Genomic DNA, 15,061 nt, shown 5'->3' with positions numbered 1-15,061 from the left:
TCAGGGTTCCCTGACAATGCACCTTCACGCGATGGGCTGATCTCGATGGCGAGAATCCTCTGTGTGCTCTACCCCGATCCGCAGTCGGGCTACCCTCCGCCCTATGCCCGCGATGAGATCCCGGCGGTGACATGGGACGTCGACGGCGCACCGGCGCCGATGCCGCAGCCGCCGCTCGGCTTCGTCCCCGGCCAGCTCGTCGGCTGCGTCTCCGGAGAGCTCGGGCTGCGCGAGTACCTCGAGTCCCACGGCCACGAGTTCGTCGTCACGAGCGACAAGGAGGGCCCGAACTCCGAGTTCGCGCGCCTCCTGCCGAGCGCCGACATCGTCATCTCGCAGCCGTTCTGGCCCGCCTACCTCACCCGGGAGCGGATCGCCTCCGCCCCGCATCTGAGGCTCGCGCTCACCGCGGGCATCGGGTCCGATCACGTCGACCTCGAGGCCGCGGCGGAGGCGGGCATCACGGTCGCCGAGGTGACCGGGTCGAACTCCGACTCCGTGGCCGAGCACATCGTCATGATGATCCTCGCCCTCGTGCGCAACTATCTGCCCTCGCACTTAACGGCGGCCAGCGGCGGATGGAACATCGCCGAATGCGTCTCCCGCGGCTACGACGTCCAGGGGATGGCCTTCGGCGCCGTCGGCGCCGGACGGATCGGCCGTGGGGTGCTCAGGCGGCTCGCGCCCTTCGGACTTCAGCTCCACTACTCGCAGCGGCACCGGCTCGACCCCGCACTCGAGGAGGAGCTCGGCCTCACCTTCCATCCCGACATCGGTCAGATGGCTCAGCATATGGACATCATCAGCCTGCAGGTTCCGCTCTATCCGGCGACGCGGCATCTCTTCGACGCGGAGCTCCTCGGCTCCCTCAGGCGTGGAACGTACCTTGTCAACTGCGGGCGGGCCGAGCTCGTCGACCCCGCCGCCGTCGATGCCGCCGTGCGCTCGGGGCATCTGGCCGCGTACGCCGGCGATGTGTGGAATCCGGAGCCGGCCGGCGCCGACGACCCGTGGCGGTCGATGCCGTGGAACGGGATGACCCCGCACATCTCGGGAACGACGCTGTCGGCCCAGGCGAGGTACGCCGCCGGCACCCTCGACATCCTCCAGCGCTTCCTCGAGGGGCGCCCCATCGAAGAGGACTACCTCATCGTCGAGGGCGGCGGGCTCGCCGGAACGGGCGCCCAGTCGTACGGACTTCGCTGACCTCGTTGCGATCTCAGCTGATCGCCCGTTCGAACCGGTCGGTCATGTCCCGTTCGTGACCTGTCAGCGACTTGTTCATGACGTGCGTTTGTCGTGAATGACAAAGACCCCGGGGCGCGTAATCGCGTCAACCCGGGGTCCTCGCAGCACTCCCCTCGAGTACCCGGACGCATCCCCATACGTCCGTTATGTCCACCCGATCCCCACCGGGCGGACATCACAATTCCACCACACTTCACGGCCTGTTGTAAAGAATGATTTGAGACATATTTGGTCTCATTGAACAAGAATGCTGAACGCGAACTTCCGCGAATTTCCAGTTCAGAGCGGTGGGTCAGATGGTTCAACCCTCAACTTCTCTTACCGCGTGCGGCCGAAAAAACTTTGCGAAAAAGTTTCCCTCAGGCCCCTCGCGCACCGCCCTCGCCGCGCTGCCGATCGAAGGCGAATCCCGCCGACCCCCAGCGGATGAGACGGCGCGGGACCAATCTCGCCGCATTTGCCGCAAGACGGTAGTGGATTCCGGGGATTGAGACGACCTTTCCGGCCCGCGCGTCACGCAGGGACACGTCGACGACCTCGTCGATGTCGAGCCACATCCAGCCCGGTCCCGGACGCCTCGCGCCGAGGCGGTCGTGGAACTCCGTGCGGACGAAACCGGGGAGCACGGCGGTGACCGTGACCGGCTCGTCGCGCAGCTCCCCGGCGAGCGCCTCGGTGAAGACGAGGGCGGCTGCCTTCGAGGCCGCGTACTGGCCCATCGTCGTCACGGCCGCGAGCGAGGAGACCGTGATGATCCCGCCGCGACCGCGGGCCCGCATCCCCGGCACGGCGGCCAGGGCGAGCTCGCGCACGGCGGTGCTGAGCACCCGGTCCTGAGCGGCGAGCGCCTCGGGATCGGAGTCGAGGAGGCCCTCCTTCAGCCCGTAGCCGGCATTGCCGATGAGGACATCGATGCGCGTGGACCTGATGACCTCCGCGACCGCGGCGATGCCCGCCTCCGTCGCGAGGTCGGCGACGACCACCTCGGCGCTGATCCCGTGGGCGGTCGAGAGCTGCGCCGCCAGCTCCCGCAGCCGGTCCTCAGTGCGGGCGACGAGCACGAGGTCATAGTGCTCCGCCGCGAGCGCCCGCGCGTACCCGCGCCCCAGCCCGGCACTCGCGCCGGTGACGAGGGCTCTCGGACGCGGGCTCGCGCTCACTTCGCGCCCTGCCCCACCCGCACGGTCAGGGACTGGGCGGCGGTGCCGAGAGGGCCGGTGGCGTCGCTGAGGACGCTCGCGGTCTCCCCGATCCCGGTCGGACCGAAGGCCACGCGGGTCTCGAAGCCGACCCAGCCGGGCTCCGGGGTGCGTGTGAGGTGGATCGTGAGGTCGACGTTGGGGAAGAACGTCGTCGCCGGGTCGACCCGGACGGCGAGGCCGTTCGCGGTGTCGACGAGTTTGACGAGCGCCGCGGTCGGCGGGTCGACCTCGCCGTCGACGAGGGGATAGGGCGAGCGGATCCAGCTGCGCGCAGAGCCGGGCCGGGCGTCGTCGGCCTGTCGCCCCTCGAGGGAGGCGATGAAGCCGCCGGACCACCGCTGCGCGAACGGAACGGCGGGAACGAACTCCGGGTCGGGCAGGTGCGTCCACTCGTGGTCGGCCACATCCGCGGTGTCGCTGCCGAGCAGCCGCCACACCCGGGCGGCGATGCTCACGCGGTCCCCGTGGCGCATCCGCGCCTCGACAAGTTCGATCGTCCGACCCGGCCGGACGAGGTCGACGTCGATCGTGAACTCACCGGAGTGGATGACGCCGAGGATGTCGTAGCTGATGCGCGAGACGATCTTGTCACTCGGCAGGCGGCGTTCGACCTCGGCGAGGATGAGCCCCGACGCGGGCGCGAGATGCTGCTCGCCGGGCTGCCACGCCCCCTGGCTGTGCAGGGTCGAGACGAAGCGGTCCTCGCCGCGGCGCACGTAGTAGGAGTCGGGGACCGGTGATCCGTCGTGGCCGAGGTGGGCGTTGAGAGCGTCAGGCATGGCTTCAGACTATCCGGTAACCGGTTAGGGTGGTGGGGTGAGAATCGCGACGTGGAATGTCAACTCGATCCGTGCCCGCCAGGAGAGGATCGGAGCGTGGCTCGACCGCTCCGATGCCGATGTGCTCGCCATCCAGGAGCTCAAGTGCCGGGACGACCAGTTCCCCCGGGAGATCTTCGACTCCCGCGGCTACGAGGTCGCCTTCCACGGGCTCAACCAGTGGAACGGCGTGGCGATCGCCTCCCGCGTGGGGCTGAGCGATCCGCAGATCGGCTTCGCCGGCATCCCCGAGTACGAAGGCGTCGTCGAGGCGCGTGCGCTGTCGGCGACGTGCGGCGGGGTGCGGGTCCACTCCCTCTACGTGCCCAACGGCCGTGAGCTCGACCACCCGCATCTGGCCTACAAGCTTGAGTGGTACCGGGCGCTGACGGCCGACATCGCCGGGCAGCTCGCCGCTGACCCTGAGAAGCGGATCGTCCTCTGCGGCGACTTCAACGTCGCCCCGCTCGACATGGACGTCTGGGACATGGCGGCCTTCGACGGCGCCACCCACGTCTCCCCGCCCGAGCGCGCGGCGTTCACCGACCTGCTCGGCGCGGGCCTGCAGGAGGTGACCCGGCAGTTCACCCCGGGGCCCGGCGTCTACACGTACTGGGACTATCAGAAGCTGCGCTTCCCGAAGAAGGAGGGGATGCGCATCGACTTCGAGCTCGCATCCTCGGCGCTCGCCGAGGCGGCGGTATCCGCGCAGATCGACCGCGAGGAGCGCAAGGGCAAGGGCGCGTCCGACCACGCCCCCGTCATCGTCGACTACGACCTCTGAGGTCGGCTGGGACTGCTGGGTCGCGCGGGCGGTCGATCGCGCCCGCGGATCCTGCCCGCGGATTCCGCTCGCGGATTCCCCGGCACCGCCTCGGCGAGGGATCCGGTCGCGCAAAACGACGCGCAAAGCATGGACATCGCCCGTCTCATCTGGTGAAGTTGAACCAGGAGGAAGGTGACGACGATGTCAGCAAAAGTCCGCGAGCTAGTCGGTGAGGCCTACGACCGGCGCGAGTCCACCTGGAGGGCAGCGCTCGAGACGGTCGAGGATTGGATCGAGTCCGCCCGCTCGCGGTCTCCGCAGCTGACGGAGGACCGCGTCCGCATCGTCCCCGGCCGGATCAAGGACCCGCTGCGCACGGGCGAGAAGCTGCGCCGGAAGCTCGCCGACGCCAACGATGAGATCCACGAGGCCGTCGAGGTCGAGAACCAGGTCATCGACGTCGTCGGAGCCCGGGTGGTGTGCCGCACCGAACGCGAGCAGGCCGTGCTCTGGGACGTGCTCACCGATCCGAACGACGATTCGTCCCTGTCGATCGCCGAGGTGCGCGACTACTCCGCGCACCCGAAGCCCTCGGGCTACCGGGGACGCCACCTCATCGTCGAGGTGCCCTTCGACTCCGAGCCCTCCGTCCTCGTCGAACTCCAGATCCGCACGATCCTCCAGGACGCGTGGTGCGTGCTCTCCGAGGAGCACCTCTTCAAACCCGGTCAGGTGCTCACCTCCGACTCGCAGCAGGAGAGGCTCGGCCTCGTCCTCGCCGGGCTCTTCGCGCAGGCCGATTCCGTCGCCGGCTTCATCGCCGACGACGTCGGCGCCTACCTCGGCCTCGGCAACGCGGCCCCGCCGCGGGCGATGACCGACCCCGACGCCGAGGCGCCCTCGATCGAAGTGACCATCCGCGAGCTCAAGCACTCCTACGTCCTCGCCGCCGACGAGGTGGGCCGCCATGGGATCATCCGCTTCGAGACCCTCGGGCTCACCCCGGACAACCCGGACCGGGCGGGACTGCCCTCCCCCGGCGACACTCTGCGGGTGCGGATGGACGAGTCCCACTCGACCCGGTACTTCATTCCCGTCGCCGGGGAGAGTTGACGCCGCACCGGACGCTGACCGCCCAGGGGCCCGGCACCGATTAGACTTGCGTCCCATGGGAAAGAAGTCGAAGCGCTCCAAGGAAGACCTCATCGCCAAGCGTCTGGCCCGGGCTCAGGCCACGGCCTTCGTGCCCCGCCCCTTCGAGGGCCTGCCGTTCGAAGCCGACCTCATCTGCCTGCGCGAACTCGTGCCCGCCGCGACCGCGGAGGTCCGGCTGCGCGAGGACTTCGGCGGACACACCGTGACGATCGCCTCCCTGCTGCCGGCGGCCTGGCAGGCCTGGCACCGCGAGGACGGGACCGTGCTCGCCGGCATGCAGGTGCCCGTGTCCTCGACCGATGCCTCCCGTGACGTCGCCCGCGGCATCCTCGCCGCTGTCGACGCGAGCCCCGGCACGACGATCGAGGCGACGACCGAACCCGGTGAGGGACCGCGGCTGCAGGACATCCTCGACGACGCCCACCCCTTCGACGTCCGCGTCCTCGAGACCTTCGAGTACTGGGAGCTGCCCGGTGACGACGCCGAGGTGGCGGCGGCCCTCGAACAGGCCAACGACTCGATCGCCCCGACGGAGAAGCTCGCCTCCGTCGACTCCGCCTACTGGACGGAGATGTCGGGCCGGACCTATGTGCGCTGGGCCCGCAGCGAAGGCGAGGACCAGGTCGTCGACGCCCTCGCGCGGCTGCAGGCCGAGGGGCGCAACGACCTCGGCGGACCGGGGACGTTCCTCGGCTACTTCCGCGCCCACGGGATCATCGTGCCCGTCTGGGAGCTCGAGTTCGGCACCCAGGTCGACGACGTCGAGGAGCCGATCGCCGAGTTCGCGACCCGTCTCGACGAGGCCCTGAGCGACGACTCCCCGCTGAGCACCGAGGCCCGCCGGACCCGCTCCGGCATCGTCGCCCGCCAGCTCACCATCCACTGACCATGGCTGAGCACCCGAGCCCGATCGGCATCGCCGCCGTCATCCCCGCGATGAATGAGGCCGAGCGCATCGCGGCGACCGTGGCGAGCACGAAGCTCATCCCCGGCGTCGACATCGTCATGGTCGTCGACGACGGGTCGAGCGATGACACCGGCACCGTGGCCCGGCGCGCCGGCGCCGAGGTCGTCACCCACCCGAAGAACAAGGGCAAGGCCGCGGCGATGATGACCGGGGCCTTCGCGATCCGCAACCGGGAGATCTCTCAGACCCCGCCCGGACAGACTCCGGCCCACCGGGCGCTGCTCTTCATCGACGGCGACCTCGAGGACTCCGCGGTCAACACCGCACCCCTGGCAGCCCCCGTGCTCGCCGGAGAGGCCGATATGACGATCGCCATCCTGCCCGCGCAGAAGCGCAAGGGCGGGGGCTTCGGCTTCGTCGTCGGGCTCGCGAAGAAGGGCATCGCCGAACTCTCCGGGTTCGAGGCCACCCAGCCCCTGTCGGGCATGCGCTGCCTCTCCCGGGAGGCCTTCGACGCGGCCCTGCCGTTCGCCGCCGGGTGGGGTGTGGAGACCGGCATGACGATCGACGTCGTCAACGCCGGGCTGCGCGTCGAGGAGGTCGAATGCGACCTCCACCACCGGGTCACCGGCCGCGATCTCAAGGCGCAGCTCCACCGCGCCGCCCAGTACCGCGATGTCGCCCGGGCGCTCATGGCCAGGCGGCGGCAGGCGAAGCAGGCGTCCTCATGAGGTACGCGTACCTCGGCCCCGAGGCGACCTTCACCGAAGCCGCCCTGCTCAGCTACCTCGGCGAGCAGGGACAGACCGAGACGGCGACGACCCTGCCGATGCGGGGCGCCGCGGCCGCCCTCGACGCCGTCCTCGACGGCGACTGCGCGGCCGCGATCGTGCCGATCGAGAACTCCGTCGAAGGCGGTGTGCCCGCGACGATCGACGCGCTCACCGGGCACGGAGACCTGCAGATCATCGCCGAGGTGGTCGTGCCCGTCCGCTTCGTCCTCGCGGTGCGCCCGGGCACCGACCCGACCGCGATCACGTCGTTCGGCAGCCACCCGCACGGTGAGGCGCAGGTGCGCGGCTACATGGCCGAGCACTTCCCCGACGCCGTCTACATTCCGACGTCCTCGACGGCCGCGGCCGCCCGCGACCTCGCCGGCGACGCCGCGGACTACGTCGCCGCCGTGTGCCCGGCCCTGGCCGCGCAGCGCTACGGCCTCGACGTCATCGCCGAGGACATCGGCGACCGCCAGGATGCCGTCACCCGCTTCGTCGTCGTCACCCTGCCCGGACGCATTCCCGACCCGACGGGAGCGGACAAGACCACGGTCGTCGCGGCCCTGCGCTCCGACCGGGCCGGCGCCCTCCTCGAACTCCTCGAGCAGTTCTCGACGCGCGGGATCACGATGTCGCGGATCGAGTCGCGCCCGACCGGCGACCGCCTCGGCCTCTACCAGTTCTCGATCGACCTGCTCGGCCACATCAGCGAAGCTCGGGTCTCCGATGCCCTCATCGGCGTCCACCGGGTCGCCCGGTCCCTGACCTTCCTCGGCAGCTACCCGAGCGCCGACGGCACCCGGCCGATCGTCGATCCGACGACGACCGACGCCTCGTTCGACGACGCGATCGCCTGGATGTCCGGCATCCTCGACGCTGCGGATGGTTCGCCGACCGCCTGACCCCACCCGCCGACGAAGGAGTCGAGCCCGATGAGCACCGCCGCCACCTCACCGACCCCGGACGCGATCATCGTCGGAGCCGGCCTCGCCGGGCTCGTCGCCGCCCACGAGCTCACGCAGGCCGGCAGGTCCGTGCTCATCGTCGACCAGGAGAACCGGGCCAACCTCGGCGGGCAGGCCCACTGGTCGCTCGGCGGCCTGTTCCTCGTCGACTCCCCCGAGCAGCGCCGCCTCGGCGTCCGGGACTCCCTCGCCCTCGCGCGGCAGGACTGGGCCGCCTCGGCGGGCTTCGACCGGGCCGAGGACCGCTGGCCGCGCGCGTGGGCCGACGCCTACCTCGAGTTCGCCGCCGGGGAGAAGCGGGACTACCTGCGCAGGCTCGGTCTGCGGCTCACCCCGATCGTCGGCTGGGCCGAGCGCGGTGGGTCCGGTGCCTCCGAGCACGGGAACTCCGTACCCCGGTTCCACCTCACGTGGGGCACCGGCCCCGAGGTGGTCCGGGTGTTCCGGGAACCCGTCGAGGCGGCGGAGGAGCGCGGGCTCGTCGACCTGCGCTTCCGCCACCGGGTCGACGAACTCGTCGTCGCCGACGGCGCCGTCGTCGGCATCCGCGGGCACGTGCTCGCCCCGAGTCCGACGGCCAGGGGTGTGGCCTCGAACCGCGAGGAGGTCGGCGAGTTCGAGTTCCGCGCTCCCGCCGTCATCGTCTCCAGCGGCGGGATCGGCCACAATGCCGAACTGCTGCGCCGCTTCTGGCCCACCGACCGCCTCGGCGAGTTCCCCGCCCACCTGCTGGCCGGCGTGCCCGCGCACGTCGACGGGCGGATGCTCGACATCGCGCAGGCGGCCGGGGCGAACCTCATCAACCGCGACCGGATCTGGGCGTACACGGAGGGCATCGAGAACTGGAATCCGATCTGGCCGGGCCACGGGATCAGGATCATCCCGGGACCGTCGTCGCTGTGGTTCGACGCCGCCGGCAACCGCTTCCCCGCCCCGAACTACCCGGGCTTCGACACGAACCGGACGATGGCGGCGATCCTCGGCACCGGTCACGACTACTCGTGGTTCGTCCTCAACGAGACGATCATCGCCAAGGAGTTCGCGCTCTCGGGCTCCGAGCAGAACCCCGACATCACGCTCAAGGACTGGCGGCTGAGCCTCGCGCGCGCCCGGTCCACCGGGGCTCCGGCCCCGGTCGAGGCGTTCACGCGCTTCGGTGCCGACTTCGTCGTCGCGGACACGACCGAGGAGCTCGTCGCGGGGATGAACGCGCGCTCCCGCGGACCCGTCATCGACCACGACCACCTCGTCGCCCAGATCGTCGACCGGGACCGGGAGGTCGCCAACCCCTACTCGAAGGACCCGCAGGTGCAGGCGATCCACGGAGCCCGCCGCTACCTCGGCGATCGGATCGTGCGGGTGGCGCCACCGCATGAGATCCTCGATCCCGCGCACGGCCCGCTCATTGCGGTGCGGCTGGGGATCCTCTCACGCAAGACCCTCGGCGGGCTCGAGACGAACCTCGAGGGTGAGGTGCTCGCGTCCGACGGGACGCCGATCCCCGGGCTCTTCGCCGCCGGTGAGGTCAGCGGCTTCGGGGGCATGCACGGGTACAACGCGCTCGAGGGGACGTTCCTCGGCGGGTGCATCTTCACGGGGCTGCGGACCGGACGGGCCGTGGCGCAGTCGGTCTAGGCGCTCCGGTCCGGGGCGTCGGGGCCCTGCTGGAAGCGCGAGGGCGTGAGGAACTGCGTCGTCGAGATGCCGAGGACGCGCTGCTGCCGGGAGAGGTTGTACGTCCGGTCGAACTGCAGGTACTCGACGAGGAAGAGCCGGGCGCTGTCGCCGCGCTTGAAGAGGGACTTGACCTTGAGCCCGACCTTCGCCGCGACGAGGGCCTTGTCCTTCGCGATCGCCTCGATGACGACCGGCGGATAGCCCATGCGCGCGAAGTGCGTGGCCACGGCGTCCTTGAGCCGGTACGGCGTGGGGTCGCCGATGTTGAACGGACCGGAGGCCGAGGGCACATCGAGGCACGCGAGCGCGGCCCGCACGAGGTTGTCGATCGCCGTCAGCGTCATCTTCTGCCGACCGCCGCCGGGCAGGGTGAGCACGCCCTTCTTCGCGAAGTGGCTGAGGCTGGGCATGAGCATCGTCTCCCCCGGGCCGTAGACCGCGGCGGGACGGAGGACGGCGGCGTCCGGGCGGATGCGGGCGAGCAGCTGTTCGGCGAGCACATGCGTCTTCGCATAGTCGTCGTGGTACTCGCTCGGATCCTGCGGGCCCGCCTCCTCCCACAGATCGGTGTGCGGCTGGGTGGGCGAGTAGACCGTCGTCGAGGAGATGTGGACGATCCGGGCGTCGGCGAAGACGTCGAGGACGTGGCGCGTGCCGGTCACGCGGACATCGTAGAAGTCGTCGTAGGCCGCGGTGACATCGGTGAGTCCGGCGCAGTGGAAGACCGCGGTGACGGACTTCGCCAGCGACTGCACCGCGGTCGGGGCCGGCTGCCTGATGTCCCACTCGTGGAAGTTGACCCCGGGGATCTCCGGGTCGCGGCGGCAGAGCGCATAGACCGTCTCGTCACGCGCCGCCAGGGCGCGAGCGATGGCTCCGCCGATGAAGCCGCTTGCGCCGGTCACCACTATCGCCACCGCTGCTCCTTCCCTTCAACCGCTCTCCCGCACGCTGTGCGTCGCCCTGCTAGTGCCACTGTAGCCGACGCCGGGCCCGCATCCGCGCGGATGCCCACGTGGTCGATCCGCATCCGCGACATCGCACGGTCCGCACCGGCCCGCGACACCCCGGCCCCGCCTCGGCGCCGCGATTTCCTCACCCTTTCCCCTCTCAAGCGGTGAGCGCGAGCCTACAATGGGCACTGTCGCAACCGATACCTGTGCGAACAGCCTGCTCGCACACGCCGCCGCAGGAGGATGCCGATGACGACTCTGCTCATGGTCATCGGCTTCGGCGCGGCGACGAGCATCGTCGTCGGGATCGGACAGCGGCTCCGTCTGCCCTGGCCGGCGCTCATGGTCGTCGTCGGCATCGCCGGCGCGTTCATCCCCACCTTCGCCGATGTCACGATCGATCCCGAGCTCATCCTCCCCCTCTTCCTCCCGCCGCTGCTCTTCGCCGCCGCGCAGAAGACCTCGTGGGCGCTCTTCGCGATCCGGTGGCGGACGATCCTCGGCATGGCCATCGCCCTCGTCGGCGTCACGGTCGCCGCCGTCGCCGGCTCCGCGCTGCTCCTCATCCCGGGGATCACGATCGCCGCGGCCATCGCCCTCGGCGCGATGCTCGCCCCGCCGGACCCCGTCGCCGTCGACGCGGTCGCCGGCACCGTGTCGATCCCGCGCCGGATCATGAGCACCCTGCAGAGCGAGGGCCTGTTCAACGACGCCGCCTCCCTCGTCATCTTCCAGACCGCGATGGCCGCCGCCCTGGCCGACACGGATGTCGACTTCGGCAGCCTCGCCGTCGCCTTCGTCCTCTCGGCGGTCGTCGCGATCGCCATCGGCTGGCTCGTCGTCTTCGTCGCGTGGTGGGTGATGGAGCGGATCGACCACACGGTCGCCCGCTCCTCCCTCCTCCTCGTCCTCCCCTTCGGCGTCTACCTGCTCGCCGAGCACTTCCACGCCAGCGGCGTCATCGCCGTCGTCGTCGCCGCCCTCGAGGTCCGCCGGCGCGACGTCGAGGGCAACTCCGCTGAACGCGTCACGCAGGCCACGACATGGCAGGTCCTCGAGATGCTCATCACCGGCATCGCGTTCGGCCTCATCGGCCTCGACCTCCGCGTCGTCATCGAGACCGAGAACGCCGACCTCGGGCGCGCCGTGCTCATCGGGCTGGCGATCGCCGCGGTCATCATCGTCGTGCGATTCGTCTGGCTCCTGCTCTCCATGCTGCTCATCAGCAAGCGCATCCGGGAGGAGGATCCGGACGCGGCCCCGCTCAACGTCCGCGACTCGGTGCTCATGACCTGGGGCGGGATGCGCGGGCTGGCGACGATCGCCCTGGCCCTGTCGATCCCGCAGCTGACCGACACCGGCGAGCCGTTCCCCGGTCGCTCCTACCTCCTCGTCGCCGCCGCCGTCGTCCTCCTCGTCACCCTCGTCCTCGCGGGCCTGACGTTCCCGGCCGTCGTCGGTGCCCTCGGCATCGACGACGAGGCGGAGAAGGAGAGGCGGCAGACGGAGGAGATCGCGAAGCGCGCGTATGCCGCGGCGATCAGGCAGATCCAGTCCGATGACGACCTGCCCGATGATGTCGCCGAGGCGCTGCGGACCCGGTTCAGGACGCTGCGCACCCAGCTGCTCGGCACTCCCGATGATCAGGTGAGTGCGGAGAAGGCGACCGAGTTCAAGGAGAACCGCCAGCGGCTCCTCGCCGTGCAGAAGCGGGCGATGCAGGCCGCCCGCGACGAGGTGCTCCGGGCCCGCCGCGAACGCGGCATCGACCCCGAGGCGGCGGACAAGGTGCTGCGGCGCTTCGACCTGCAGGCGGTGCTGCAGTCATGACCGGGACGGAGGCATGGGACCCCTGACATGATCGCTTGTGTGAACTGACCCTCGAAAATCAAAGTTGAGTGGAATAGACTCAACTTTGGAGGCGTTGCACCAGAGAGAAGCACAATCCACCACTGTTGAGGAGATGCGCATGGACGCACAGATGACCACCAAATCGCGAGAGGCGCTGCAGACGGCAGTCAACGACGTCGTTGCGCGCCACAACAACCAGGTCGAGCCCGCCCACATCGTGGCCGCACTGCTCGAGCAGCCCGATTCTCTCGCCTCGAACCTCCTGGCGAATGTCGGCGCTGACCGCAACACCGTGCTCACCGCGGTCGCCGCCGTCATCGGCGGCTTCCCCACCGTGAGCGGACAGTCCGTGGCGCAGCCGAGCCTGTCCCGGGCCGCCCTCGAGCTGATGAACCAGGCGCAGGAGGAGATGACCTCGCTCGGAGACCAGTACGTCTCCACCGAGCATCTGCTGCTCGCCGCCGCCGGCGGCCATGACGGCTCCGGCGATGCGCTGCGCGCCAACGGCGCCAGCCGCGACGCCCTGCTCGCGGCTCTGCCGGAGCTGCGCGGAGGCAAGAAGGTGACCTCGGAGAACCCCGAGGACACGATGCAGTCGCTCGAGAAGTTCGGCATCGACCTCACCGCCGCCGCGCGCGAGGGGAAGCTCGATCCCGTCATCGGCCGCGACAAGGAAGTCCGTCGCGTCATCCAGGTGCTCTCCCGCCGGACGAAGAACAACCCCGTCCTCATCGGCGAGCCCGGAGTCGGCAAGACGGCCGTCGTCGAGGGCCTCGCCCAGCGCATCGTCGCCGGTGACGTGCCCGAGTCGCTGCGGGACAAGACGCTCATCAGCCTCGACCTCTCGGCCATGGTGGCCGGCGCGAAGTACCGCGGCGAGTTCGAGGAGCGGCTCAAGGCGGTGCTCGAGGAGATCAAGAACGCCGACGGCCAGATCATCACGTTCATCGACGAGCTCCACACGATCGTCGGCGCCGGTGCCGGCGGCGACTCCTCGATGGACGCCGGCAACATGCTCAAGCCGATGCTCGCCCGCGGCGAGCTGCGGCTCATCGGCGCGACGACCCTCGACGAGTACCGCGAGAACATCGAGAAGGATCCGGCGCTCGAGCGTCGCTTCCAGCAGGTCTACGTCGGGGAGCCGAGCGTCGAGGACACGATCGCGATCCTCCGCGGTCTCAAGGAGCGCTACGAGGCCCACCACAAGGTCTCGATCAACGACGGCGCGCTCGTCGCCGCGGCGGGTCTGTCGAACCGGTACATCACCGGCCGTCAGCTGCCGGACAAGGCGATCGACCTCGTCGACGAGGCGGCCAGCCGGCTGCGCATGGAGATCGACTCCGCTCCGGCGGAGATCGACGAGCTGCGCCGCTCGGTCGACCGTCTGAAGATGGAGGAGATGGCGCTGTCGAAGGAGACGGACTCCGCGTCGCAGGAGCGCCTGAGCAATCTGCGCGCCGACCTCGCCGACAAGGAGGAGAACCTCCGTGCCCTCGAGGCGACGTGGGAATCCCAGCGGGCCGGCCTCAACCGGGTCGGTGAGCTGAAGACGAAGCTCGACGAGCTGCGGTCGCAGGCCGAGAAGGCCCAGCGCGACACCGACCTGGAGACGGCGTCCCGCCTGCTCTACGGGGAGATCCCCGCCGTGCAGAAGGAGATCGCCGAGGCCGAAGCCGAAGAGGCCGAAGCCGATGCCGGGCAGAGCTCGGATCCGATGGTCAGCGACAAGGTCACGGCCAACGACATCGCCGAGGTCGTCGCCTCGTGGACCGGCATCCCCGCCGGACGTCTCATGCAGGGCGAGGTCGAGAAGCTCCTCGGCGCCGAGAACGAGCTGGGCAAGCGACTCATCGGGCAGAAGGACGCGGTTGCAGCGGTCTCCGATGCGATCCGCCGGTCCCGGGCCGGGGTCTCCGACCCGGATCGCCCGACCGGTTCGTTCCTCTTCCTCGGCCCCACGGGTGTCGGCAAGACGGAGCTCGCGAAGTCGCTGGCCGACTTCCTCTTCGACGACGAGAAGGCCCTCATCCGCATCGACATGAGCGAGTACGGCGAGAAGCACACGGTCTCGCGGCTCGTCGGTGCGCCTCCCGGCTACGTCGGCTACGACGAGGGCGGTCAGCTCACCGAGGCGGTGCGCCGTCGGCCGTACTCCGTCGTCCTCCTCGATGAGGTGGAGAAGGCGCACCCGAGCGTCTTCGACATCCTCCTGCAGGTGCTCGATGACGGTCGTCTCACGGATGGTCAGGGCCGCACGGTCGACTTCCGGAACACGATCCTCATCCTCACCTCGAACCTCGGTTCGCAGTTCCTCGTCGATCAAGCGATGACCGAGCAGGAGCAGAAGGACGCGGTCATGGACGTCGTCGCCTCGGCGTTCAAGCCCGAGTTCCTCAACCGCCTCGACGACATCGTGCTCTTCGATGCGCTGAGCAACGACGAGCTGACCTCGATCGTCGACCTGCAGATCAAGAGCATGGACAAGCGTCTGGCCGACCGCCGGATCACGCTCGACGTCACGCAGGAGGCGAAGGACTGGCTGGCGCTCGAAGGCTACGATCCCGCCTACGGCGCGCGTCCGCTGCGTCGCCTCGTGCAGCGCGAGATCGGCGACAAGCTCGCCCGTGCGATGCTCGCCGGTGACGTCCAGGACGGCGACACCGTCGAAGTGACGATGCCGGTGCACGCCGACACGACAGGACTGGAGCTGCACGCGAAGAAGTGAGCACAGATTGGACGAGGG

12 protein-coding genes are annotated in these 15,061 nt (G+C 69.8%); 9 read left to right on the top strand and 3 right to left on the bottom strand.

Annotation, left to right across the window (positions count from 1 at the left end; translation table 11 throughout):
- Positions 1-45 precede the first annotated feature (45 nt).
- Complete coding sequence (locus ABD154_RS08510; protein WP_344251067.1) at positions 46-1,206, top strand: NAD-dependent formate dehydrogenase; 1,161 nt, start codon at positions 46-48, stop codon at positions 1,204-1,206.
- A 401-nt stretch (positions 1,207-1,607) separates the two neighbouring features.
- Here the strand turns inward: ABD154_RS08510 and ABD154_RS08505 are convergent, their stop codons facing one another.
- Together ABD154_RS08505 and ABD154_RS08500 are read right to left on the bottom strand one after the other, a co-directional pair.
- The gene (locus tag ABD154_RS08505) at positions 1,608-2,408 is read right to left on the bottom strand and encodes an SDR family NAD(P)-dependent oxidoreductase (protein ID WP_344251066.1); all 801 of its coding nucleotides are present in this window, start codon (positions 2,406-2,408) and stop codon (positions 1,608-1,610) included.
- On the bottom strand, positions 2,405-3,229 hold the full coding sequence (locus ABD154_RS08500; RefSeq protein WP_344251065.1) for a thioesterase family protein: 825 nt from the start codon (positions 3,227-3,229) through the stop codon (positions 2,405-2,407). The genes ABD154_RS08505 and ABD154_RS08500 overlap by 4 nt, the downstream gene beginning before the upstream one ends.
- 37 nt (positions 3,230-3,266) lie before the next feature.
- Here ABD154_RS08500 and ABD154_RS08495 point away from each other — a divergent pair, with 37 nt between their 5' ends.
- From ABD154_RS08495 to ABD154_RS08470, 6 genes are all read left to right on the top strand, one after another.
- Positions 3,267-4,052, top strand: a complete 786-nt coding sequence (locus ABD154_RS08495) for an exodeoxyribonuclease III (protein ID WP_344251064.1) — start codon at positions 3,267-3,269, stop codon at positions 4,050-4,052.
- A 183-nt stretch (positions 4,053-4,235) separates the two neighbouring features.
- Complete coding sequence (locus ABD154_RS08490) at positions 4,236-5,147, top strand: GTP pyrophosphokinase (protein ID WP_137826433.1); 912 nt, start codon at positions 4,236-4,238, stop codon at positions 5,145-5,147.
- A 55-nt stretch (positions 5,148-5,202) separates the two neighbouring features.
- Entirely contained in the window at positions 5,203-6,075 is an 873-nt protein-coding gene (locus ABD154_RS08485; protein ID WP_344251063.1) for a DUF5926 family protein, read from the top strand.
- A 2-nt stretch (positions 6,076-6,077) separates the two neighbouring features.
- On the top strand, positions 6,078-6,827 hold the full coding sequence (locus ABD154_RS08480) for a glycosyltransferase family 2 protein (RefSeq protein WP_211978661.1): 750 nt from the start codon (positions 6,078-6,080) through the stop codon (positions 6,825-6,827).
- Positions 6,824-7,774: a prephenate dehydratase gene (gene pheA, locus ABD154_RS08475; RefSeq protein WP_211978660.1), complete on the top strand. Its 951-nt coding sequence runs from the start codon at positions 6,824-6,826 to the stop codon at positions 7,772-7,774. Before ABD154_RS08480 ends, pheA begins: the two co-directional genes overlap by 4 nt.
- Positions 7,775-7,804: 30 nt before the next feature.
- Positions 7,805-9,472: an FAD-binding dehydrogenase gene (locus ABD154_RS08470; RefSeq protein WP_344251062.1), complete on the top strand. Its 1,668-nt coding sequence runs from the start codon at positions 7,805-7,807 to the stop codon at positions 9,470-9,472.
- Here the strand turns inward: ABD154_RS08470 and ABD154_RS08465 are convergent.
- Positions 9,469-10,431: an NAD-dependent epimerase/dehydratase family protein gene (locus tag ABD154_RS08465; RefSeq protein ID WP_232623741.1), complete on the bottom strand. Its 963-nt coding sequence runs from the start codon at positions 10,429-10,431 to the stop codon at positions 9,469-9,471. The two genes, ABD154_RS08470 and ABD154_RS08465, sit on opposite strands and share 4 nt — an antisense overlap.
- A 285-nt stretch (positions 10,432-10,716) precedes the next feature.
- Here ABD154_RS08465 and ABD154_RS08460 point away from each other — a divergent pair, with 285 nt between their 5' ends.
- Positions 10,717-12,297, top strand: coding sequence for a Na+/H+ antiporter (locus ABD154_RS08460; protein WP_344251061.1), 1,581 nt, complete (start codon positions 10,717-10,719; stop codon positions 12,295-12,297).
- A 139-nt stretch (positions 12,298-12,436) separates the two neighbouring features.
- A complete protein-coding gene (gene clpB / locus ABD154_RS08455; RefSeq protein WP_344251060.1) occupies positions 12,437-15,043 on the top strand; it encodes an ATP-dependent chaperone ClpB in 2,607 nt (868 codons plus the stop codon).
- The last annotated feature ends 18 nt before the right edge of the window (positions 15,044-15,061 follow it).

This window comes from Brevibacterium sanguinis, assembly GCF_039528855.1.
Taxonomy (GTDB): domain Bacteria; phylum Actinomycetota; class Actinomycetes; order Actinomycetales; family Brevibacteriaceae; genus Brevibacterium; species Brevibacterium sanguinis.
This window is presented reverse-complemented; position numbering and strand designations above follow the sequence as displayed.